The sequence below is a fragment of the Acinetobacter sp. WCHA45 genome (assembly GCF_002165255.2).
Taxonomy (GTDB): domain Bacteria; phylum Pseudomonadota; class Gammaproteobacteria; order Pseudomonadales; family Moraxellaceae; genus Acinetobacter.
The window spans coordinates 2,464,428-2,488,787 of record NZ_CP028561.1; the positions used below are offsets into that span (position 1 = coordinate 2,464,428).

Genomic DNA, 24,360 nt, shown 5'->3' on the forward strand with positions numbered 1-24,360 from the left:
GTCTTACTCCACCCGTAAAAATTCAAAAATCGGTTGATACAAAGCATAGGAATAATGATCACAGGCATACTGTAATAAAGCGGTTGCATCTTGCTCTTGCAAAATGAACTGCCAATCGCGGTGCAATTTACAGGCTTCATTCTGGGTCATATCAAAACCCGAGAAATCCCCCGTATCATTCCAGTCCTTCAATACTTGCTTTTGACTCTCTTCAGTTAAAACCTGCGTTGAATCCAGCTCAATCCACTCATATTGCTTGCCTTTTTCCAAAGGCTTTAACACTAAGGCAGCAGGCAAGACCACAGGCTGCTGCTGTGCATCGTGCCAAAGCTGTAACCAAGCATTTAAATAATGCTGCGCCTGTTGTGAACTTAGGCCTTCACAAATCACCGTCTGATCACTAAACACCACAATTCGGCGCTTCTCTGTAGCAGCGTCATTCTTGATTAGCGCCAGCCAAAGCAGATATTCAAGCCAGACTTTGGCAAAGCGTTTGGCACGTGCACTGGAAGCATCCAAACTGACCCAATCTTGAGTCAGTTGTTTCGGGGTCACACAGGCGATTTGTAATTGTTTCGAGACCCGCCAAACCCGTTGCGTGGTTTCAGTCGGCGCTGGGGCATACTGCTGCAAGCGCTCCAACAAGCGTTGCTGCTCTAAGCGACTTTGCTGCCAAGCACTGTGCTGAACTTTGCCAACAGGCAATTGATCTTGCAACAGACTCGGAGAGAGCTGGTCATCCTGCTGCTGTAAAAAATACCGAATGGCATATTTACCGAGACCATCGAGTAATAACGGTTCAGCTTGATCGGCCAATTCTTTTGCGGTTAAATTTTCCACACCTAAGGTCTTTAAATACAGCCGCGCAGGGAAACTGATATCTTGAATCCATTGCTGACTCTCCAAAATGATCATTTCATTTTGTTCAACGGGATAGGCGGTATTGACCCATGCTTGCCGCTCACCTTTCATCTGCTGAAGCTGTGAAGCGACCTTAAACCATTGATCTTGGAAGCGCACAGGCCGATTCGAAACAAAGCCGAGTGGATCAAAAGGCTGTAACCGATGTAAATGATACAGCGGATAAAGCTGTGTAGGGACTTGCAAAGCATCCAATCCGGCTAAATCCGCTTCGGATAAAGGAGGGCCATCTTCGCGGCTCGTCGGTTTTACAATCAAAGCCAAATGCTCGCGGAAGCCCTGCAACACACTGGATGGCTCTCTGACTTCGCCATCATTGAGATCAAAGCCATTATAAAACAGCCAAACCTGTTCTTGTGCCAATAAGATGGCATCCAAAAATGCCCCCTGATCATCTTCCAAACGAGAGCGATCACCCAATTGCTGACGCAGTGCATCCATCAAGTCAAACGGAATATGACTGTCCCGATTTGGAAATTTACCCGTATCCAAATTCAACAGTACAATCAGCCGATAAGGAATCGGACGAATCTGTCCAATCTGACTAAAGGTGATCTGTCCTGTCGGTTCAACTTGCGCAGACTGACTTTCCAATGTGCGCTGAATCTCTTCAATAATATAAGGCAAAGGCAAGGAAATTTGACGTAATTGGGTTTCGGTATCTTCATAATAGCTGGCCAAAGTCAGCATACGTTCTTGCTTCTGAATAATTTCACGGATTGCTTTTAAAGCAACCACATCGGCTTGCTCAAACTCCTGTACATCCGCCTTGATTCGCTGTAGCCAAAACTCGACTGGCAAACGTTGGCCTTGTTCATGTGCCACCAACCAATCTCGACGCGCTGCTAAATCTTGATAGATCTGAATCAGAATACCAATCAGTTCAAAATCACTTGGCTGCACCAAGGCATAACTGAGCATATCCTGCACCATCACATGGGCAGGCACAGCAATTCCTAAAGCCAAACGGTCCAAAGCAAATTTAAAACTATAACGGTAGTCTTGATCTTCGTCACTCAGACTTTGCTTTAAGTGTTGTTCGTCTAAACCACGTTTAAAACCAGCATCATTGAGCAAGGCTAAAATGCGTTGCACCTGCGTATAATCCAATCCATAACACTGCTGCGTCGCGTAAAGATTAAGCCAATCCGCAAAATCATCCTGCGTAAAACGACCCTGTGTCAGTTGCAAACGTCCAAGTACAGCACGCCATGCATTTAAGGTATCTAACTGCGCCACCCCTGCAATTTTAATGGGTAAAAAGACTTCATGTTCATTGGCAACTGCTGGAAACACACTACGGATCAAAGGCTCTAGTTCAGCTAGGTTCGGGGTCAAAACCAGCACATCACTTGGGCGACGCGGTGTCGTATCTGCTTGAGATAACCAATACAGCAACTGTTCTTTTAAGACTTCCAACTGTCGCACACTTGAGTGGCATACATGAATCTGAATTGACTCGTCCTCAGGCGCAAGTTCATATTGCTGAGGCTGAGGTTCAGCTAAATAGAAAATATCAGACTGAATTTTACCGAGTAGCGTTTCAGGAAACTGCTCTACAAAGGCATCGACCCACTTTCCCTCCTCTCCTGTTGCCAGTTGTGATAACAGGGAAAAATGATCACGCGCTTGCTTACCTAACCGTGTCAGTAAGGGATGCCGAGACTCTCGATTTAAGGCATTAAAGCCCAAACTAAAACTGTCGAAGAATGCGTCAATGTCTGCATCACTGGCATGGGGATGTTTGGCGATATAGCGCTCTTTCACGCCGAGGTCATAACGCTTTTTCCAGAGTGGATCGACACTGTCGGCCCAATATTCTTGCGATGGGTTATAGTGCAAAATTACCACATCTAGATATTGCCCCAAACGACGTAAAAATTGCAGTTGGCTCGGTGGTAAATCTAAAATCGTAAATACAATCACCTGACTTGGCAGTTGTGCCAAAGCTCGGGGTCGTGTGTGCTGATCGTCTAGAAGTTGCCAAAAATCAGCATCAATGCTTTGTATTTCAACAAAATCATCATGAAAGTAGTTTTGCCACAACCAACGCTGCCAAGCTTCTAATTGTTCGGTTTGTTGTAGGCTAAAGGCTGAAGTTTGTTGATCTGTTTGAGCAATCAATTGTTCGATATTTAAGGCTTTATTCTGTCCCCAAGTCGATAGCCAATTCCCCACACAGGTACAATTGCTTTGGCAGCCGCGTTGACAATGACCGCGATAAATCATGTAGTTACTAAACAGCTGCGAAACTTGCTCCGCCACCCAATACAGCATACTTTGTTTTTTTAGTTGTTTTTCAGTGCCTTGTTGCAGTTGATCGGCGCTGTCGTAAATCCGTTGCACAATTGAATATAAAGGGTGCTCATTCACAACAGTATTCTGTTCGGGTTGAATAAAAGGCTGTAAAGCTTGATGAATACGCCACTTTAAAATCAAACGCGGAATATTGGCTTTACGCACTTGTTCTTTATTTTCTAATACTTGCTGGTATGCATACCACTGAAAACCACGAATGCGTTGATGAAATTGATAGTTGGCAGTCATGCCTTGTTGTTCGGCAATTTTCTGCGTCAACCATTGTTCTTGTGCAGGACTGGGAACAATAAAATGCTGAGTTTGAAATACCTGAAATGGAGAAGAACTCGATTGGGTGATTGATGCCATCACACCTTGTAATAACACTTCAAGGCTTTGACTTTGAATAACATGAATACCCATCTACAAATATGACCTCATCAGGAATGCTTATTGTATTGCACGAAAACATACATATTTATCACTATACAACTTCATATAACTATGTCACGTTAAACATACAAGGAAATAAATAAATTGTTTTGAAATTCACCACTCAATCCGATTGAATGTACTATCGAGGGATAGACTTTAGGTATAACTTTATGAAAATTGAAAAAATTCCTGATTCGATTGATCCAAACTTAAACTTGGAGCAAATTCGCGAAGAGTGTTTGGCTCTGACCAAAAATCGTGCATATTGGTCTGCAGGTGCAGCGATTGTACCCATCCCATTTTTTGATGTGGTCGTTGATTTGGGCATGCTCACTCAAATTATTCCTTATATTAATACGCGTTTTGGTTTAGCACCTGAACATATCAGTGTCTATGATCCTGAAACCAAAAAAGTACATTGGGATGAGCTACGTAAACGTGGTTTTGAATTTTCAGGTTTGGTAGTGGCGCGCACAGCCATGAAAAAGTCTTTTAATGGTTTTTTCACGAAAATTGCCACCAAGCAAGTGACCAAGTTTATTCCTTTAGGCGGACAATTGGTTGCTGCGAGCCTCGGTTATTTTATGATGCGTAAAATTACCGAAGCACATATTCAAGATTGCTATAACCTTGCTAAACGCATTCAACAAAAAAGTCGTAGTACCATTGTGGCTTAATCATAATATTTGATGACGACAAGGCGGTTTAATCCGCCTTGAGTTGTTTTAAAATTGCCTTTAAAACTTCGATCCGTGCTGTATTTTTATCATCTGTCGCGATTACATACCAAGGCGCATAATCTGTGTTGGTTCGTTCGAACATGTCTGCAGCGGCTTTTAAATAATCGTCCCATTTATCACGGTTACGCCAATCTTCTTCAGTAATTTTGAAACGCTTATGTGGGGTTTGTTCACGATCTTTAAATCGAACTTCTTGTTCATCTTTACTGATTGCAAGCCAAATTTTTACAATTACGGTTTGACTATCAACCAAATTTTCCTCAAACCGATTAATTTCATTATAAGCACGTTGCCATTCAACGACTGAAGCAAAACCTTCGATCCGCTCAACCAAAACACGACCATACCATGTACGATCAAAGATGGTAATTTTCCCGCCATCATTCAGCTTATTCCAAAAACGCCACAAATAAGGACGGCGTAATTCATAACGTTCAGGTGCAGCAATACTATGAATTTCATATTCACGTGGATCTAATTTTTTAACAATTCTTTTTATTGCTCCCCCTTTACCTGCGGCATCCATACCTTCAAAAGCAACAATCACTTTTCGTTCGTCATAACGTAATGCATCAGCTACTTTTTTGGTTAATTTGTTCAATTCTTCTTTGTAGTCATCTTTATCTAAGCTTTGTTTTGACGGTTCTAACAGTGCTGTGGGAATCTGTGCTTGTTGCCATTTTTCGGTGACTTTAGTTTGATGGTCAGGCAACTCTTGCAATGTTTGTAATATGTATTGAGCAAAACATTGATCACGTAGAGCTTCATCTTCACCGTCAATCACAAACCAATCATCGGTAAATCTTTGGCTTAACTCCTGCAAAGTATCGTATTGTTTTTTATTGCGCCAATCCAAACCATGTAATTTATGCCAATGCTGTTCCGAAGCATCAATTTGGTCTAAGCGTTTTTGTAAGGACTTCCACGATAAATCAAACCAAACTTTGACCACATGCACATTATTATGTTGTAAATCATGTTCAAAAGAACGCATCTGTTCGATATAAGCATCAAACAATGTTTCATCCAATGGTTTTGACACATGCATGGCGGTTGAAAGCAAGTCACTGTACCAATTCCCAAACATCACCACGATCTGACCTTCGGCAGGAATAAAACGCGTATAAGACTGCCAAAAAGTTTGATAGGTCGTTAATAACCGTGGTGCATCTGCTTTAACTCTTAAATAGCGTGGATCTAACCATTCACGTAATTGCTTAACCGCCTCACCTTTCCCTGCTAATTCAATCCCACTTACTAAAATCAGAACACTTTTTGCATTTTTTTTATCTTGGCTATCTTTTAAGGCATATTGTGCTTCAATCAAATCTAAAGACAACGCATCTTCATCACGCAATTCAAATTTGGGTTGTTGTATACTCATATTCGGCTCTAAATGGCTCATTATTAAGAATAAGTATAATGAAATCTATTTCACTGCATGCAAAACCCTTGTACAGTTTCTGTAGAACTCAATCCGTGTATCAACATAGTGACCGATTGTTAGACATTTAGAGTTTATGCTGTCATGGTTCTTCGTTATGATGCAGCCTATGATTTTCTGGTTTTATTTTATTTGAGTTCGAATATGTCAAAACTCGCTGCATTTGATCATCTTTTATTACAATACCAAACTCTGAATTACCACCAAAATCCAGCACTTAAGCAACGTCTGCATGAAGTACAAGCGTGGATGAAAGCACGCATCGCAGAAACCCATAAAGAATTTTTTGCTCTGCCTGAAAATCAACTGATGGCACAGTATTTTCTTAATCGCTTGTATGGCGGTCCTGATTTTGAGGCAATTGCACAGCAAATCGAACGCCTGTTGAAATATGCACATAAAGCAGAAAGCTTACTCCCTGAAAATGCAATTAAAACAGGAACAAAATCGGTCAGTCTTGCTGTACTTGCCACTCAACTCGATGAACAAGTCGCAGAACAACTACTCAAAGATTATCCTTTGGAAACACCACTCACTGATGAAATCATGCGCCAGACCTTAGTCAAACTCGATCAAGGTGATGTACGTTATGAACAATTACAATTACTTGACGAGCTCGGTCTCACATTAGATAAGTATATGCGCTCTACGATGATGTATGCGGCTTTTAAAATGTGTAAAGGCATTGCAACCAAATATCAATTTGAACCTATGTACGATTTTATCCAAGAAGGTTTTGCTGCAATGAAACCGATGAAGTCTGCTGCAACGTTTATCAAAACATTTACGGTAAAAGAACGTGAAATCATCGAAAAAGTCCACGCTGGTCACCAAAACCCATTTCGTGACTAAATTGAATTGATAGCCATCCCTCTTCGTGTTAGGAGGGATTATTGAATTCCAAAACAAAAATTAAAAATGCTTTTGAGCGTGTGACTTTCTGTATATTATTCATAACAATGATATGCTAAACCCTGTAAAAAAATACAAAATCTGTCATCATGCTTGCTGATTCGTGCCGCTAGAGCGAAAGTTTAGGAGAAAACAATGTCTAACGAAAACCAACAGCCTACCCCAGAAGTTGAGCAAAACCCAAGTTCAGACAAAGTCAGTCCTTTCCTCAGTTCTCCACTTCCTCAAGGAGCGCCTCAAGGTCAACAGCAATCGTTACAACAAGGTTCAACATCAACACCGAATACATCAGTACCAAAATATAATTTGCCACGTGGTGCCAACACGGGAAATGTTGGAGCAACCACTCACTTTGGCTATCAAACTGTAAGCAGTGATGATAAAGCACAAAAAGTTGCTGAAGTTTTTCATTCAGTTGCAAGTAAATACGATATTATGAATGACCTGATGTCATTCGGTATCCATCGTATTTGGAAACGTTTTGCTATTAATATGTCAGGTGTTCGCCGTGGTCAACATGTACTGGATATTGCTGGTGGTACAGGTGACTTAGCAAAAGTATTTAGCCGTGAAGTCGGTCCACAAGGTCATGTCGTACTCTCAGACATCAATGAATCCATGCTAAATGTAGGTCGTGACCGTCTGATTGATGCAGGCTGTACTAACGTTGATTTCGTACTTGCCAATGCTGAAACTTTAGAACCCTTTGCAGATAATAGTTTTGATTTAGTGACTATCAGTTTTGGTTTACGTAACGTGACGGATAAAGATGCCGCACTACAAGCCATGTATCGCGTACTTAAACCAGGTGGTCGTTTATTGGTTCTCGAATTCTCTAAACCTGTGTTCGAACCATTCTCTAAGCTTTACGATCTTTATTCATTCACTGCATTACCAATCATGGGTAAACTCGTTGCCAATGACTCTGAAAGTTACAAGTATCTTGCAGAATCTATTCGTATGCATCCAGACCAACGTACCCTCAAAGGCATGATGGAAAATGCAGGCTTCCAAAGCTGTGACTACCATAACCTCACTGGTGGTATTGTTGCAGTTCACCGCGGATTCAAACTTTAAGGCTTAAGATATGTGGTCGATTTTAGCACTGGGTGCAGTCGAACGTATCATTCATCAGGTGATTGATCTGGATGCGATTACCCGTATTCAGCTCAATCAGCTACAAGGTCAATTGTTGCGGGTTGTGATCGATCATCCACAGCTCTCGGTTGATGTTTTTTTTGATGAAAATAAAGTTCGTCTGGAACCTACCGTGACTGGACACAGTCAAACCCCATCAATATTTGAACAGCGTCCCTACGATGTCCAAAATAAAATTACAGATGCCACAGCCACCCTGCATGTCGCCAATGTGGTCGAATTAGTCAAACTCCTGCTCAGTGATATGGACCAGATTGGCAATATCCCCCTACAAGGCGATTACCATTTATTACAAGATATTCAAAGAATTATGCAGCAAGCAGAGCCTGATCTCGCTGCGCATTTATCGCCTTGGATTGGTCCACAACTGGCACATGAATTGGGTAAGATTCAACTTGCACCCAAACAACTCAAGCGTTCATTACAAAGCCATTTGTTCTTTATTGAAGATACTTTAAAAGAGGATAGCGGTTTATTTGCACCACGTTGGCAAATGGATGATCTTCATCGCGAAACGCGTCAACTCAATCAAGAATTAGATCGTTTAGAAGCGCAATTTCAACAGTTACACGCTTCATTTAATCCAGCAAAACATTCCTCACAAGACTAGGTAAGATTTTATATGATTCCGCATGTTACACGGTTACTCGAACTCTGGCGTATTGCAGCACATTATCGCCTTGACACCCTGTTCCCTGCGGAAGAATTACCAGTAAAAGCCCGCCATGCCCTAAACATTATCAAAACCCATCCTGCGGCATGGTCAAGTCGAGAGAAAAAGAATCCGCTCAAGCTCAAAGAAGCTTTAGAGGATATGGGACCCTTAGCGATTAAACTGGGTCAGTTGCTTTCTACTCGTCGTGATTTGATTCCACCAGAAGTATTATCACAATTGGTGTTGTTACAAGACCGTGTCAAACCATATGACACCCAATTGGCAAAACAACGCATCCAAGAATCGCTCAAGGCTGATGTATCCACACTATTCTCTCGCTTTGATGAGCAACCCCTCGCTGCGGCATCGATTGCACAAGTTCATACTGCTGCTCTGCATGATGGTCGTGAAGTGGTGGTAAAAGTCACTCGCCCTGATATTCGTAATCAAATTCTGCAAGACTTTGAAATCTTAGCTTGGCTGGGTGATTGGCTTGAAAATCGTTTAGAGGCTGCTCGCGCCTTACATCTGACTGAAATCATTCAAGACTATCGTCAAATTATCTTGAATGAGCTTGATCTGAGTCTAGAAGCGGACAATACCCGCCGAATGCGTCATTACTTTACAGGCTCCAGCATGATGTATGTGCCTGAAGTCTATATGGACAGTAAAGATGTGATGGTGGCTGAACGCATCACGGGTGTGCCTATTTCAGATATCGCAACCTTTGATCGTTTGGGTATGGATCGCGCAGACTTGGCTGAAAAAGGTTTAACCATCTTCTTTACCCAAGTATTTCGAGACAACTTTTTCCATGCCGACATGCATCCGGGCAATGTCTTTGTTGAAACCATTAACCCAAGTAATCCGCGTTTTATTGCTCTAGATTGCGCCATCATGGGTGAACTGTCCAAACATGACCAAATGACAGTTGCCCGTATGTTGCTTGCAGTAATGAATAGCAACTTTATGCAACTGATTCAGATCGTACATCAAGCAGGTTGGATTCCACCAGGCACAGATCAAGATGCCTTGTCACGTGAAATGCGCCGCACTGTTGGTCCAATGGTATCCAAGCCGATGGATCAATTGGATTTCGCAGGAATTTTGATTCAGGTGATGGATATTGCACGTCGTTTCCATTTGGAAATTCCGCCGCAATTGATGCTATTACTCAAAACATTGGTACACGTTGAAGGTTTAGGTACTGATCTTTACCCACAACTCGATATTTGGAAGCTGGCTAAACCGATTTTGACCGAATGGGTTAAAGCCAATATGAATCCGGTCAAAAATATCAAAGAACTTGGACAACAAATCCCAGATCTATTATTAGGTGCTCAAGATATCCCAAGCTTACTGATTGATAGCTTGAATGGTTTGAAAAATCAATCAGCTTGGCAAGATAAGCAACTCCGTGAAATTCAGCAAATGCGCTTACAAATGCAACAACAGCAACGCCGTAGTTGGATGTTTGGTAGCACTATGCTGATTATGCTCACCATTGCGATTATTAGTCCTTGGTTTGTCTCCATCATTTTAATCGTATTAAGTGCACTGATTGCAGTTTGGCGAATTATGAAATAAGTTCAAAAATCCCTTGCTCTGACAAGGGATTTTTTATAACGTAAATATTTCATTTTTAAACCCACAAATAATGTATTTAATCATCGTGAGTAAAATAATAAAAATCTCGTGATTTAGCTATGAGTAAAGCCATTTAAAAATAAAAAAAATGAGATATATGTCACAAAATAAAGCATATCATTTAGATATGAACACTTATTAAACTGATAAATCAAATTTAACTAAATAATACAAGAAATCTATTTAGATTAAATAAACAAGCTGTTTATTATGTCTTATATTGATACAGTTTTACTTAAAAAATTTAAAAAAGTCATTATCACATCTATAAAACTTTGCTATAACTACGCAGGAATCAATTAAAACACCGATATTCGGGGAATAATATAATGTTTAAATCAAGAAAACTGTCATTAAGCTTGCTGACTTTATCCGTTTCTTCAGCCCTTTTACTTACAGCTTGTGGTGGAGACAGTGGGGGATCATCTGGAGGTAACCCTCCAGCGGCAGCAACACTGACAGGACGTGTGGTAGATGGTCCTATTGCCAATGCAACCGTTACATTTACTGATGAAGCAACTGCATGTAAGAATAAAACTGCGACTACAGATGAAAATGGGGTATTTACTTTCCCACAAGGATGTACTGCAAGCGCATTGAAAGTGACAGGTGGACAGGATACGACTACAGGTCTGCCATTTACAGGTACACTACAAGCACCAAAAATTTCTTTGACAGATACTCAAGGTATCGATGTTGTTGTTACGCCAATCACAACCCTCGTTGCAACGGTAGGTGCAGATAAGGCAGCAGCTATTGCAACGGCTTTAGGTTTATCGGGAACAAATTTACTAACTGCTGACCCATTAAACAGTGCTGCATTATTAGCTAAAACCACAGCTGTTCAACAACTGATTGAACAAATCACCACAGCGGTTACAACACTAAATACAGATGGTAGTTTAACCAGCACTGTTGCTCAAAAAGCAATCACCGCTGCATTAATCAGCCAATTAACCTCAAGCACAACCACTGTTGATTTAGGTAATACCAATACAATTAATGCGATTATTCAGGCTACTGTCAAAGATGCTGATGTAAAAGCAAAACTTCCTGCTAGTCTTCAGAGCAATATTGATAACGTTGCAACTAACCTTGCTGCCTTAACCAGTGCTAGCATTGCAGCCAATGTAAAAACGGTAGAAACCACACTTGCTGCACTTCCTGCAACACAAATTAGCTCTGCGGCAGCATTAAAAACAGCTGCACAAGAAAAAATTCTGACCGAGAAAAATGACAGTACTACTGTCAATCTGATTCAGGCATTAAGCCAAGTCTTGGCAACGGATAGTACTGCGATTGAATCTGCTCTCAAAGATATCGCTGAAGCAGCAACAACTGGTGGTGCGGCAACAGATAAATTAACTGGTGCTCTCGCTGTCATTAAAGATAAAACAGGCATTGTTGTACCGACTGAAACCATTACTGAAGCAAATAAGTTTACAAATTATTTACTATTGAATGGTCTTGGTTTACAAGGCACAAGCTATACACTCGACCAATTAGCAGCATCATTAATCACTCCAATTAAAGTCTCAAGCCTGAACAATCTGCTCGTACCTCTTGTTGCAAGTGATAGTTATAAGTCTTCAAATCAAGCTGTTGCCGCAGCATTAAAAGTTGAAACAGCAACCAAAGCGTTACTCATTTCTGCTAATCAGCTCAACCTAACATATACCAATGGTACATTGACGGCAGCAACATTACCAAAAGGCTCTACCGTAGGTATTACATCAACTACTTCTGAACTCAATACCAACCTTACGTTAGGTACTGATATTGATGTATTGTCCAACGGTCAAATTGCTTTAAATAGCACAACTTTAGGTAAAATCTCTGCTAGCTTAGTCAGCTCACTGAACAAATTTAACAGTGAAAAAGGCACAGCAACGGTTACAGCTGTGGTAGCACCAAGTGAGGGGCAAATCATTGCAGCGACATCTAAGTCTTTTGCAACAAAATATACTGTATCTGTATTGAGTAAATCTATAACAGGTTACGGCACAAGCGCTAAAGTTACAGTTGAATAACTTTATGATTAAACAAAGAGAGCTGCTTTCATAGTGGCTCTTTTTTTATTGTCTATTTAATGGGATCATAATGAAACATTTAAATTTACTATCAGCTTCGATACTTCTCCTCTCTCCATCATTGCTCCACGCTGCACCGAATGATATGTTCCTGCAAGCCAACTCACTTTCAGGAAAAACACAACCCTTGAATGTAGATGTTGCCATTGATGCCGTCAATAAAACCATTGACCTGTTCGATGTCCGTGCCAAAGAAGGTGCAACTTCAGAAAATGTAGGTGATTATTTAGGTGGACATATCGTTGGTAAATATCAACTTTATCCAAATCTTGAACTAGAAGCTGGTTTTTGGCAGCGTGAAATTGATTATTCAAAAGATACCAATAAATTACAAAGTTGGTTGGTTGCCACAACCTATACCCCGAATTTAAATCTACAGAAAAACGATTTTCTGGATTTACGTTTTAGCTTATGGGGCAACTACGCAGATCAGCTCAAGAAAACAACACCGACAACCATCAACAACAGAACCTTTAATTATGTTCGGGTCAATGATCCATCTGATATACAGCTACAGGTTGATGCAATTTTTTCAAGAAAACTGGATCCTATGAATCAACTCAATGCGTATGTCAGTACAGGCTATAGCAAAGTGAAAGTTGACAGCTTAAAGACCCAAGCCAAATATCAGGGTTGTTTAGTCAACTTGAATATTAATAAAAACAACCATTACACTGGTTCTCTAGCTGAACCGTGTCAGATTGACAATGCGATTATTAATGAACTCAATATTTCAGGTTCAGCATCCGATTTCAATCTGGATGTCGATAAAGATTTAAATTACGATGCTTATTACGCCGCTATTGGAGGTTCATGGCATTGGCGCTATCAACAATTTGAAAGTCAGCTTGCTTATCAATATCAGCGTTTATGGCGTAGTGACATTGATGATCGCGTCAATCATTTTGGCAATAGTGCATTGAAAGATAATCATACTTTTTCCGCACGTTTTAGTTACGACGTTACACCGAATATTACGCCTTTCGTTGAAGGTTATTTATTTAAACGCAATTTTGTAGGTAATATTCCCTTTCTTTATAACGGGGTGACTGCTTCACGTTTAGATCGTAAATATGGCTATGCCTCTCTGGGTGTGAATTTTCATTACTAATGAAAACACCTCATTTTGCCATTATTGGTGCAGGTACAGCAGGACTTACAACGGCGATTCTTCTTGTGCGAGAAGGTCATCAGGTTACGATTTTTGAACAAGTTGACAGACTCTCTCCAGTTGGTGCTGGTTTATTACTACAACCTTCGGGTTTAGCTGTTTTTGAACGTCTTGGCGTATTAGATGAAGCCCTCAAACTGGGTGCAAAAGTGACAGGACTTGAAGGGCAACTCGCCAATAAATAACTTTTGGTCAATAGCCATTACCATCAGGCAGCCCCAAATCTGTATGGCTTGGGGATTCACCGCCCTACCCACAGCTTTTATTGGATGAACAAAATCAACCACTGTGGCTCTCGGCACAGTATCGTGATGTGGTGATGTCTCGATATGGACAAGGTCGAATCGGTGTAATTGGTGATGCTGCACATGCAATGAGTCCACAATTGGGACAAGGTGCGAATATGGCACTTTTAGATGCGTGGGCTTTTTCCCAATCATTACAAACTGCTCAGAAAAATCAGCAAATTGACTGGTCAATATTATGACAATACTATCACCGACTACGTCGCTCCTCGACCCAATTCTATCAGTTCCTTAGCCGTTTACTGACCCCACTCTATCAATCAGATCATTTGGTGGGCGGGTAGATTACGTGATCTTACTTTTCCGTGGATGTATCAAATCCCTTATTTTCGTAAAGAAATGGCGATTACCATTTCAGGCTTAAAAACGGGTATGTTTCAGCAAATACAATATGATGAGATTACCAAACAATAATAAGATGCATAGTTCAACCTATATGATTGAGATACAGGCGAACACCGTTCGTCTCTACAATTCCAGATGAGATGTGGGAACCGAACTATGTTCGCCCATTATAATTTTGGTGATGAGCGGCTAATCCAACCCAGCACCTAAAGCATTTTTTACCCAACAAGCATAGCCAACCCTAGTCACAAACGCTACACTAACGGCTTTCCACTCAATGGATTTTTCACTCATGTCAAACTGGTTAGATGAAGTTAAATTTGATTCCAATGGTCTTATTCCTGCCATTGCACAACATCATCAGACTGGTCGAGTGTTAATGGTTGCATGGATGAATCGTGAAGCATTACAACTGACGGCTGAAAAAAATCAAGCCGTGTATTACTCACGTTCACGTCAAAAATTGTGGCACAAAGGTGAAGAATCAGGGCACTTCCAAACAGTGCATGAAATTCGCTTAGATTGCGACGCCGATGTGATTATTCTGCAAATTGAGCAGCACGGCGGAATTGCTTGCCATACGGGTCGTGAGTCTTGTTTTTATCGTAAACTCACGCCACAAGGTTGGGAAATTGTTGATGCTCAACTGAAAGATCCAACTGCAATTTACGGCGCATCTGCGAAAGTCGAAGCACACGATCATGGTCAGGCTGAGCAAGTTGACGTACTCAGTCACTTAGGTCGTTTGATGCAAGAACGTAAAAAAGCTGAAGCAGATAATTCTTATGTTGCCAGCCTATACAAAAAAGGCATCAATAAAATTTTAGAAAAAGTCGGCGAAGAAAGTGTCGAAAGCATTATTGCAGCCAAAGATTATGCAGCACATGCTTCTTTAGAAAATAAGCATGATCTGATTTATGAAGTTGCAGATTTATGGTTCCACAGTATTGTCATGCTCGGCTACTTCGACCTTGATCCACAAGAAGTCCTTGATGAACTTGCTCGTCGCCAAGGTCTATCGGGCTTGGTTGAAAAAGCCAATCGTAGTCAAGAAGCGTAAACCTCGCCTGTGTCGAATATCGAGAAACCCAAAGCTACCTATGAGCAAGCGATTGCAATAGATAACGCGCGTTTAGGTCAGTCCTTTAAAGTAATTGCCTATGCTGGCACAGGTAAAACCACGACTTTACAAATGATCAGTGATGCCATGCCCGAACGGCGTGGTATGTATTTGGCTTTTAACAAAGCCATTGCATCTGAAGCACAGAGTAAATTTCACGGCAATGTCAATTGTCGTACCTTTCACTCTCTTGCCTTTCGTAGCGTACCCCGTGGCGTAACTGATAAATTACGACTACCTCGCTTAAGCCCAAGTTTTATCGCTAAAGAATATCGTTTAGAACCAATCACACTTCGTCGTCTCATGGGCGGACGTTATGAAAAATATGTACTGATGCCAAGTCGTCTTGCGAGTTTGGTTGCCAATGCTGTCAGCTATTTCTGCTCGACCAGCTCACAATACCCTGCCCCTCGCCATATTCAAGCACCAAGCTGGTTGCACCAAGATGATATCGAATCGTTACAACAACACTTATATCCAGCAGTTGAACGCCGTTGGTTAGAGTCAATTGATCAAAACCATCAAGCAGGGATTGGTCACGATATTTACCTCAAACTTTGGGCATTATCAGAACCCAATATTCCAACAGATTATGTTCTGTTTGATGAAGCACAAGATGCTGACCCACTCATGTTGGGTATTTTACTACGTCAAAAAAGCACACAAGTGATTTATGTCGGTGATGCACATCAGCAAATTTATGCGTGGCGTGGTGCAGTCAATGCAATGCAACAAATGCCTTTACATGAAAGCCGTTTAACGACCTCTTTCCGTTTTGGTGATGCGATTGCTGATGTTGCCAATAGTCTGCTTGGTGCATTAAACGAAACTGTTCCACTATTGGGCAATCCAAATGTTAAATCGAGTGTGGTGAATAAACCCCATACCAAAATGCGCGATGCAATTTTGTGTCGTACCAATGCACGTGCAATGGAACTCCTACTTTCTGGTTTAGTGCATGGCGACAAAGTCAGCTTACAAGCTGATCATCAGAAACTCAGTCGTTTTGTGGATGCCGCTAGTTTACTCAAACAAGGCAAACGAATCACTGATGTGCCCGAACTGGCTTGGTTTAATTCATGGCATGATGTGCATGAATATTGCGAAACCAATGATGGTAGCGACATCAAACCTTTAGTCAAACTGGTCGATGATCATGGTACTGAGCCACTCAAGAAAGCACTTGCCAAAATCACACCGATTGAACAAGCAGATTATGTTATTTCAACTGCACACAAAGCCAAAGGCTTGGAATGGAATCGTGTGCATATTGAAGATGATTACCAATTTAAAATAAATGGCCTAGAACATAAAATTACAGATGAGGAATTAAGACTACTTTATGTTGCCTGTACTCGTGCTAAAGTAAGTTTAAATATTCATCATCTTTACGATTTAATACAACAATTAAAACGGGGCGCTCCCTCAAGTCTTCGCCAGTCCGTAGGTTAAAGCGCTTATGTTCAGGGAGAGCTTATGCAACTTGAATCAGTGCTATTTAAACATGTTGGCATGTTTCGCGACTTAACCATTGAATTTCAACCGACTCAACGTCCAATTACACTTATTTTAGGTGAGCAAGCTACAGGCAAAACTACAATTTTAAAAAATATCTATCAAGCCTTAACGTGGTTCTCCGCACGTTATAAAGATATTCGTACCGCAGGTGTCGTGATTGCTGATCAAGATATTTTGTTGACACGCTTACAAGCCAAAGTTCAAGTCCAAGTTAGAATGAGCAGTGAATTAACTCATCATCTACCAGAAAGTAGCTCTGCACAAACGACTGACACTCAGAATTGTAGTTGGAAGTTATTTAAAACGTTTAACAGTCAAGGCGTTGGAATTAGCCAAGTTGAAACGCAGCAACTTGATCAAATGGTATCGCTATACCAAAAAACCAGTCTTCAAGATCCATTATTTGGATTACCGTTAATTGCGTATTATCCTGCCGAACGCTTTGTACAAGAGGTTAATTTACAAAGCAAGAATGCACCAGGAACACTACAAGATATTGCTGCCTACGATTTAACAGCGATTCCATACACAACTTTTGCACGTTTCTTTGAGTGGCTACGGGAAATTAGTGATGTTGAAAATGCTCACTCTGCTCATATCGTCAGACGTCTTATTGGCAACGATTTCGGTCAGCAGAATCAATCAGAGATTTTGCAGCAATTACAACAAGAACTGATGAATCATCCTAAACAACTTTCAGCACCTAATTTATATGCGCTGAAAAAAAGCTTACATACCATCTTTCCAGAATTGAATGATATCTATATTCAATATATTCCTAAACTTCAATTAATAGTGCGTTACAAAGGTCAGACCATTCCCTTTCAGCAATTATCGGCCTCTCTTAAATCATGGATTGCATTGGTCGGTGACATTACACGTCGTTTATGCTTACTTAATCCACATTGTTTCGACCCATGTTTAGAAGGTGAAGGCATATTATTAATTGATCAAATTGAGCATCAGTTAGATCAAAATATGAGTGCTGAAATTTTAGAGCGTTTGCATCAAGCATTTCCAAGACTACAAATTATTGCTTCAGGCAATCGCGATGAATTATTAGAACATGCTTTAGAATATCAATGCTTCAGGTTAGGTGATAAAGAAATTTATGAGATTAATCTTGAGAAATCTCAACAACAACTTTCACAACTCTATAATGAGTTAAGTCAATCAGAAAGCATTCTCTTGCAGCAGAATCAACACTTATTAGAATCAGAAAATTTGGTCAGTAAAGTTGATGAACTCTTGCATCAAATCCAAGCGCTTGATGAACAAGAAAAGAGTCATTTACTTCATCTACTTAAAATTGATGATACCCCTCAAGAGAGATCAATTTGATATTGGGCTTTAAGATTGATTGCATCATTAATCCTTATAAACTAGAGGTCAATTTTTTCTTTTAAATAGGTCTTCTGTACTGAAACACTAGATTGTAGGGATACGCATTTGATCCAAGACCAGATCTCTATCCCTGTTAGGTACACAGATAATCGAATGGAAAATATTCAATTAAATAGCGAATAAAAACGTTGATAGACAAGTTTTAGCGACAAAGATGTTGTTAGTTTCATGTAATAACATCAGATTTTTGTTGATTTTTTATAGTAAAATAAAATTCATTTTTTACTTTCAAGTTGTGCAATACAACTTGCTCTTTCCGTTAACTTGATTGGGTTTCGAGACTTGAAACTTTGGCTTTCTCTTTGAACGCCTTAAGTCTTGGAAGAAAATCCACCATTAGGTCTCTCTCGACCTAAATCATCGACATGGATACCAGTGTGCTACCGATTATTATTTTATTACCTCTCATACTTGGCACAACCCTTGTCTCACAATTGCAACGTATTTCACGGGGTGTGACGGCAATTGGAGCAATTGGCATTAGCCTGAGTTGTTTTATTTTATTGCTTAGCCAAGCTGAAACGGTTTTACAGGGTAATGCCCTGCAACAGAGTTGGGAATGGCTTCCACAACTGGGCATCAATCTTAGTTTTCGCCTTGATGCATTAGGATTATTGTTCGGTTTACTCATTAGTGGGATCGGCACACTGATTTATATTTATGCCTATTATTATCTCAGCCCCAAAAACTCACTCAGTAAACTGTATCAGTTGCTCATGCTATTCATGGCAGCGATGCTTGGGATTTCACTTTCCAACAATTTGATTATCTTACTGGTATTTTGGGAACTGACCAGTATTTCTTCATTCTTGCTCGTGGGCTATTGGAGTCAATATGATGCCGCCCAACGTGGTGCGCGTATGGCACTCACGATCACAGGGATGGGCGGTTTGGCAATGCTAGGGGGCTTTGTCCTCTTAGGACAGATGGCAGGTACTTACCAGATTGACCAATTGGTGTTAATGAAAGAGTCTATTCAGCAGCATCAATTATTTGTTCCCACTCTACTGCTCATTTTACTAGGTGCATTTACCAAAAGTGCGCAATTCCCATTTCACTTTTGGTTGCCAAATGCAATGGCAGCACCTACGCCTGTTTCAGCCTATCTCCATTCAGCAACGATGGTGAAAGCAGGTATATTTTTATTAGCCCGCTTAGCGCCACTCTTTATTGGGGCAGCGTTGTACCACAATATCGTAACTTTCGTCGGTTTATTCACTTTATGTATGGCAGCGGGTTTCGCCATATTTAAAGAAGATCTCAAAGGGCTTTTAGCTTATTCAACCATCAGCCATTTAGGTTTGATTGTTTGTTTACTCGGCATCGGTTCGCCACTCGCTGTTGCAGCAGCAATCTTTCATATCATTAATCATGCAACATTCAAAGCTGCTCTTTTCATGATTGCAGGCATTATTGATCATGAAACAGGAACACGTGATTTACGTAAGCTCAGTGGTATCTGGCAACTTCTTCCGTTCACAGGTACTTTAACCATGATCACCGCTGCTTCGATGGCTGGTGTACCGCTAACCAATGGCTTTATTTCCAAAGAGATGTTCTTTACCGAACTGCTGGCTAACCTATCAGGTCCAGTAATGATAATTGCAGCGATCGTGGCAACTTTATCCGGTATTTTTGCTGTTACTTATTCTATTCGCTTGGTACATGGCGTGTTCTTTGATGGTGGGCTTGGTAAACACGTTCCTAATAAAGATGCACACGAACCGCCTCTCGGAATGCGCTTACCTGCGATTATATTAGCGACATTATGTATTCTGGTCGGCATTCTGCCTGCACTATTGGCTGGAACAGTCGTGAATAGTGTAACGCGCGCGAGTTTGGCTCAACCTGAATTTGAGGGTGTTCATTTAGCGATTTGGCACGGTATTAATGCACCTTTAATCATGAGTCTAGTTGCATTAATGGGTGGTGGTTTATTTTACTTTAGCCTCATTAAAAATCAGCATTTACGTAAAATTGACTTAGACCCTTATTTAGGTAAATTCCAAGGCAAACTTTTATTTGAATCATTCCTGAAGCATCTCTTACTTACTAGTCGAAAAATCAAACAAAAGACTGAAACAGGTTCTCTACAAAGTTATCTTCTTTGGATTGTTTTCTTTAGCATCATCATGGTGGGTTTACCCTTATTCAATCAGGGATTAACAACTGGCACACGTGAGCTTACCCATGCTCCATGGATTGCTGTGGTCTTATGGCTCACATTGTTCTCGGGGTGTTGGATGATGTTGTGGTTCCACCACGAACGGATTAAAGCTGTTTTAATTAGTGGTGCTGTTGGACTTGTCGTCACCATGGTGTTTGTCACCTTATCTGCACCAGATCTTGCACTCACTCAGATCACAGTTGACGTTGTTACGACTGTTTTATTGTTGATGAGCTTATCGCTATTACCGCAGTTGACCCCTTACGAATCGAGCCGTCCACGCCGTTGGCGAGATGCAAGCTTAGCAATCGCAGGTGGTATCGGTATTGGTTGGATTACATGGCTAATATTAACGCGAGAACATAATTCAATCTCATGGTTCTTCTTACAACAATCCCTCCCATTAGGCGGTGGTTCAAACGTCGTCAACGTTATCCTTGTTGATTTCCGTGGTTTTGATACCTTCGGTGAAATTACAGTATTGGGTATTGCAGCAATAGGAGCACTGTGCCTCATGGATGGTATGCGTGCACATGGCACCACCATGACACAAGGTTTATCTTATCGTTTTAACCCTTCACCATTGATGTTACGTATTTCAGCCTCATGGGTACTTCCCCTTGCCCTTGTCGTCAGTATCTACATTTTTATGCGTGGTCATAACTATCCGGGGGGGGGCTTCATTGCAGGTCTGATCACGGCAATGGCGCTGATTATTCAATATATTGTTTTAGGTCAGGATAGAACCGAACAACTGATCAAAGCAAAATCTGGTCGTTTATATGAGATTTGGATTGGCTCAGGTTTAGCAATTGCAGGTTTAACAGGTATTGCAGCTTGGTTTTGGACACGCCCATTCTTAACAACAGCACATATTTATATAGAACCGCCATTATTTGGAAAAATGCATTTAGCTTCGGCTGTGTCATTTGATCTCGGGGTTTATATGACCGTTGTTGGCGCGACAATGCTGCTAATTTCAGTCTTAGGTGATTCGCGTCACTCAAGTATGTCTGGACCTGTTCCAAGTGGAGATAAATAAACATGGTTAGTATTGAATTTTTGCTCGCTTCGGGAATTGGTCTGCTAACAGCAACAGGCATCTATTTAATTTTACGTGCCAGAACCTTTCCTGTCGTACTCGGTCTGGCCATGATCGGTTATGCCGTAAATTTATTTTTATTTGCAGTCGGTCGTATTCAAATTAATGCACCTGCAATCATTACAGAAACAACTAAAGTAACAGATCCGTTACCGCAAGCGTTGGTACTCACTGCGATTGTGATTGGTTTTGCAACAACCGCTTTTATTGTACAGCTTGCACTACGCAGTCGTTATGAATCGGGCACGGATCATGTTGACTCCAAAGAAGAAGCAACTGTGACTTATGACCCACGTGAGGATGAGCCATAATGTTTGATTTCAATAATTTTTGGCATGCTCATACTCCTATTTTAAGTATTTTAATTCCAGCATTTACGAGTTTTTTACTACTTTTATTAGGCAATCCTGGTTCTGGTTCTCTAAAACAGGATTGGCGCCAACCTTGGCGACGTGGCATTAGCTTAGGTTCTGCACTTCTAGGCTTAATCACAGCAATCAGTTATTTGATGATCGCCAATACAGGTCAAGTTACCGTCTATCAACTTGGTGAATGGTCTGCTCCTTTTGGAATTGTTTTAGTTCTCGATCGTCTCGCTGCGTTCATGTTGGTGCTGACTTATGCACTTGCAGTGCCTGTCATTTGGTATGCAAGTGATAACTGGGATACACGTGGGCGCTATTTCCACACCATGTTCCATTTTTTGTTAATGGGTATAACGGGTGCATTCCTGACAGGTGACTTATTTAACTTATTCGTGTTTTTTGAAATCCTGTTAATGGCATCTTATGTATTGCTATTACATGGTCAAGGGCGACCACGTTTCCAGCTAGGCATACATTACGTCACGATTAACTTACTCGCATCAGCGCTATTTTTGATTGGTTTAGGGATGATCTACGGCAGCGTTGGTAGTTTAAATATGGCTGATGTGAGTCGCCTTATCCCAACCTTAGACAGCGATCAACATAAACTTGCAATCGCGGGTGGCTTGTTACTGTTTGTGGTATTTGGGATCAAAGCAGCAATGCTTCCTGTCGGCTTTTGGCTACCAAAAACCTATGCTGTTGCAAGCACACCCGTTGCTGCAATTTTTACTATTATGACCAAAGTTGGTATTTATGCCATTCTACGTGTCAATGGTACTGTTTTTGATGATGCAATGGCACAAAGTATTTTCAAAAACTGCTTATTAATGATTGGTTTGATTACTTCATTCTATGGTGTAATCGGTGCAATTGCTGCTGAACGCTTACGCCGTTTTGTTGGCTTTATGGTGTTGTCATCGATTGGAACATTACTCATCGCTATTGCCATGTTGAATACCCAAGCATGGTCAGCAGCATTGTATTATTTAGTCCACAGTACCCTAATTGCGGCTGCATTCTATTTATTTTGTGGTTGGATAACTGCGCAACGTGGTTCATTCAAAGATCATTTAAAAGTTGCACCGAAAATCAAACAGGAAAAAGCGGCTGCTTTTACTTATTTTACCATTGCACTCATGATGGCAGGTTTACCCCCTTTTAGTGGTTTCTTAGGTAAAGTTTTTATCTTACAGGCTACTGCTGAAACGCCTTATCAGGGTTGGATTATTGCTGTTATTCTGATTGTTAGCTTACTTAGCATTATCGCATTCACACGTGTTGGTTTTATCCTTTTTTGGCGTGCTAGTCCACCCGAAGAAAATGCTAAAGAACCAGCATATACCGCTTATCAAGCACTACCTGATACAGCTCCTCATCGGAATGACAAAGCAATCTATGTATTACTGATTGCTTTGATGAGTTATGTTGTATTTGCAGCACCAATTCAGCGTTATACAACTTCAACTGCACAACAAATTCAAAATCATGCGCTTTATCAACAAGCGATTCTAAAACATGATAGTCAAGGTCGTGCCATTAGCGTGCAGCCATTTGATGCAGCATATTTGCCTGAAACTAAATATGGTGGCGAGGTTGAGGATCATAATGCGGTATTAATTCCAGATGTTATCTCAAAACCGACGCTACAAGGCGAACATATCTCGGAATATAAACAACGTCAAATTGCTGAGCAAACTTTGTCAAATCCAACTATTCCAAATGCCACACAATTAAAACCGATGGAGGAACACTAATGCAAAAACGTGCTTTGCTTGATCGTTGGTTTCCCCACCCCTTTGTGTCATTTTTAATTTTTGTGACTTGGCTCATGCTGTCGCATAATTTGGAAATCACAGATATTTTTATTGCAATTCTATTAGGTATCTTTGTTTCACGTTTGGTAAGTCCTTTTATTGCACGTACACCCCATATTCATTGGTTACCTGCAATCAAACTTTTTTTTGTGGTGCTATGGGATATTGTGATTTCCAACTTTCGTGTAGCTAAAATGGTGCTTGGACCAATGGATGAGTTGCATCCAAAATGGTATCGCGTGCCATTAGAAACTGAACATGAGCAAGTAAATACGCTACTCGCAATGATCATTACAACGACGCCAGGTACGGTATCCGCAGGGATTGATCAAGAACGAGGAGATATTTTAGTTCATGCACTCAGTACCGATAATGCTGAATTAGATATTCAAGACATCAAAAATCGTTATGAGCTACCTTTGCTCGAAATCTTTGATGTAAAGATTGCAGAAGGAGCAGCGAAATGACCATTTTACCTTATGCACTTGCAATTAGTTTAGTGGCGATCACGATCTCCATGTTTCTTTGTCTGACCCGCATGATCATTGGACCATCTGTTGTTGATCGCTTGTTAGCACTCGATACTCTTTTTCTTAATGCAACATGTCTGATTGTGGTATTAGGTATTTACTGGGCAAGTACCAATGTATTTGAAGGTGCTCTATTGGTGGCGATGCTCGGTTTCGTTTCAACTGTTGCACTGGCTCGCTATTTTACCACTGGACATGTGATTGATTAAGGAGAGT

At 40.8% G+C, this 24,360-nt stretch carries 17 protein-coding genes and 1 pseudogene; 16 read left to right on the plus strand and 2 right to left on the minus strand.

What is annotated here, in order from left to right; genetic code table 11:
* Positions 1 to 3: 3 nt before the first annotated feature.
* A complete protein-coding gene (locus CDG55_RS13265; protein WP_087536912.1) occupies positions 4 to 3,642 on the minus strand; it encodes an exodeoxyribonuclease V subunit gamma in 3,639 nt (1,212 codons plus the stop codon).
* Between the two features lie 182 nt (positions 3,643 to 3,824).
* Here CDG55_RS13265 and CDG55_RS13270 point away from each other — a divergent pair, with 182 nt between their 5' ends.
* A complete protein-coding gene (locus CDG55_RS13270; RefSeq protein ID WP_005162854.1) occupies positions 3,825 to 4,331 on the plus strand; it encodes a hypothetical protein in 507 nt (168 codons plus the stop codon).
* Positions 4,332 to 4,359: 28 nt separating this feature from the next.
* Here the strand turns inward: CDG55_RS13270 and CDG55_RS13275 are convergent, their stop codons facing one another.
* Positions 4,360 to 5,778 carry a phosphate--AMP phosphotransferase gene (locus CDG55_RS13275; protein WP_087536911.1) on the minus strand — a complete coding sequence of 473 codons (1,419 nt, stop codon included), beginning with the start codon at positions 5,776 to 5,778 and terminating at the stop codon, positions 4,360 to 4,362.
* A gap of 204 nt (positions 5,779 to 5,982) precedes the next feature.
* Between CDG55_RS13275 and CDG55_RS13280 the strand changes: the two genes are divergently transcribed.
* The 15 genes and pseudogenes from CDG55_RS13280 (at position 5,983) to CDG55_RS13350 (ending at position 24,353) form a co-directional block, all read left to right on the plus strand.
* A complete protein-coding gene (locus CDG55_RS13280) occupies positions 5,983 to 6,690 on the plus strand; it encodes an FFLEELY motif protein (protein ID WP_213066143.1) in 708 nt (235 codons plus the stop codon).
* A gap of 195 nt (positions 6,691 to 6,885) precedes the next feature.
* Positions 6,886 to 7,827, plus strand: a complete 942-nt coding sequence (gene ubiE / locus CDG55_RS13285) for a bifunctional demethylmenaquinone methyltransferase/2-methoxy-6-polyprenyl-1,4-benzoquinol methylase UbiE (protein WP_004659241.1) — start codon at positions 6,886 to 6,888, stop codon at positions 7,825 to 7,827.
* Between the two features lie 10 nt (positions 7,828 to 7,837).
* The gene (locus CDG55_RS13290; protein WP_087536909.1) at positions 7,838 to 8,518 is read left to right on the plus strand and encodes a ubiquinone biosynthesis accessory factor UbiJ; all 681 of its coding nucleotides are present in this window, start codon (positions 7,838 to 7,840) and stop codon (positions 8,516 to 8,518) included.
* Positions 8,519 to 8,530: 12 nt separating this feature from the next.
* A complete protein-coding gene (locus CDG55_RS13295; protein WP_004659245.1) occupies positions 8,531 to 10,150 on the plus strand; it encodes an ABC1 kinase family protein in 1,620 nt (539 codons plus the stop codon).
* A 389-nt stretch (positions 10,151 to 10,539) separates the two neighbouring features.
* Positions 10,540 to 12,240 carry a carboxypeptidase-like regulatory domain-containing protein gene (locus tag CDG55_RS13300; protein WP_087536908.1) on the plus strand — a complete coding sequence of 567 codons (1,701 nt, stop codon included), beginning with the start codon at positions 10,540 to 10,542 and terminating at the stop codon, positions 12,238 to 12,240.
* 70 nt (positions 12,241 to 12,310) lie between these two features.
* A complete protein-coding gene (locus CDG55_RS13305; RefSeq protein WP_087536907.1) occupies positions 12,311 to 13,411 on the plus strand; it encodes a hypothetical protein in 1,101 nt (366 codons plus the stop codon).
* Positions 13,411 to 14,190 (plus strand): annotated as a pseudogene (locus CDG55_RS13310) (FAD-dependent oxidoreductase). Before CDG55_RS13305 ends, CDG55_RS13310 begins: the two are co-directional and overlap by 1 nt.
* A gap of 223 nt (positions 14,191 to 14,413) precedes the next feature.
* On the plus strand, positions 14,414 to 15,181 hold the full coding sequence (gene hisIE / locus CDG55_RS13315; RefSeq protein WP_087536905.1) for a bifunctional phosphoribosyl-AMP cyclohydrolase/phosphoribosyl-ATP diphosphatase HisIE: 768 nt from the start codon (positions 14,414 to 14,416) through the stop codon (positions 15,179 to 15,181).
* 9 nt (positions 15,182 to 15,190) lie between these two features.
* Complete coding sequence (locus CDG55_RS13320) at positions 15,191 to 16,693, plus strand: UvrD-helicase domain-containing protein (protein WP_004659254.1); 1,503 nt, start codon at positions 15,191 to 15,193, stop codon at positions 16,691 to 16,693.
* Between the two features lie 24 nt (positions 16,694 to 16,717).
* Entirely contained in the window at positions 16,718 to 18,100 is a 1,383-nt protein-coding gene (locus CDG55_RS13325) for an ATP-binding protein (protein ID WP_087536904.1), read from the plus strand.
* Between the two features lie 428 nt (positions 18,101 to 18,528).
* Positions 18,529 to 21,372, plus strand: a complete 2,844-nt coding sequence (locus CDG55_RS13330) for a monovalent cation/H+ antiporter subunit A (RefSeq protein ID WP_087536903.1) — start codon at positions 18,529 to 18,531, stop codon at positions 21,370 to 21,372.
* Positions 21,373 to 21,374: 2 nt separating this feature from the next.
* Positions 21,375 to 21,743 (plus strand): Na+/H+ antiporter subunit C, encoded by a 369-nt coding sequence (locus CDG55_RS13335; RefSeq protein ID WP_005218581.1) that lies wholly within the window; start codon positions 21,375 to 21,377, stop codon positions 21,741 to 21,743.
* Complete coding sequence (locus CDG55_RS13340) at positions 21,743 to 23,554, plus strand: monovalent cation/H+ antiporter subunit D (RefSeq protein ID WP_087536902.1); 1,812 nt, start codon at positions 21,743 to 21,745, stop codon at positions 23,552 to 23,554. The genes CDG55_RS13335 and CDG55_RS13340 overlap by 1 nt, the downstream gene beginning before the upstream one ends.
* A complete protein-coding gene (locus CDG55_RS13345) occupies positions 23,554 to 24,081 on the plus strand; it encodes a Na+/H+ antiporter subunit E (RefSeq protein WP_087536901.1) in 528 nt (175 codons plus the stop codon). Before CDG55_RS13340 ends, CDG55_RS13345 begins: the two co-directional genes overlap by 1 nt.
* Positions 24,078 to 24,353, plus strand: a complete 276-nt coding sequence (locus tag CDG55_RS13350) for a monovalent cation/H+ antiporter subunit F (RefSeq protein WP_087536900.1) — start codon at positions 24,078 to 24,080, stop codon at positions 24,351 to 24,353. Before CDG55_RS13345 ends, CDG55_RS13350 begins: the two co-directional genes overlap by 4 nt.
* Positions 24,354 to 24,360: the final 7 nt, after the last annotated feature.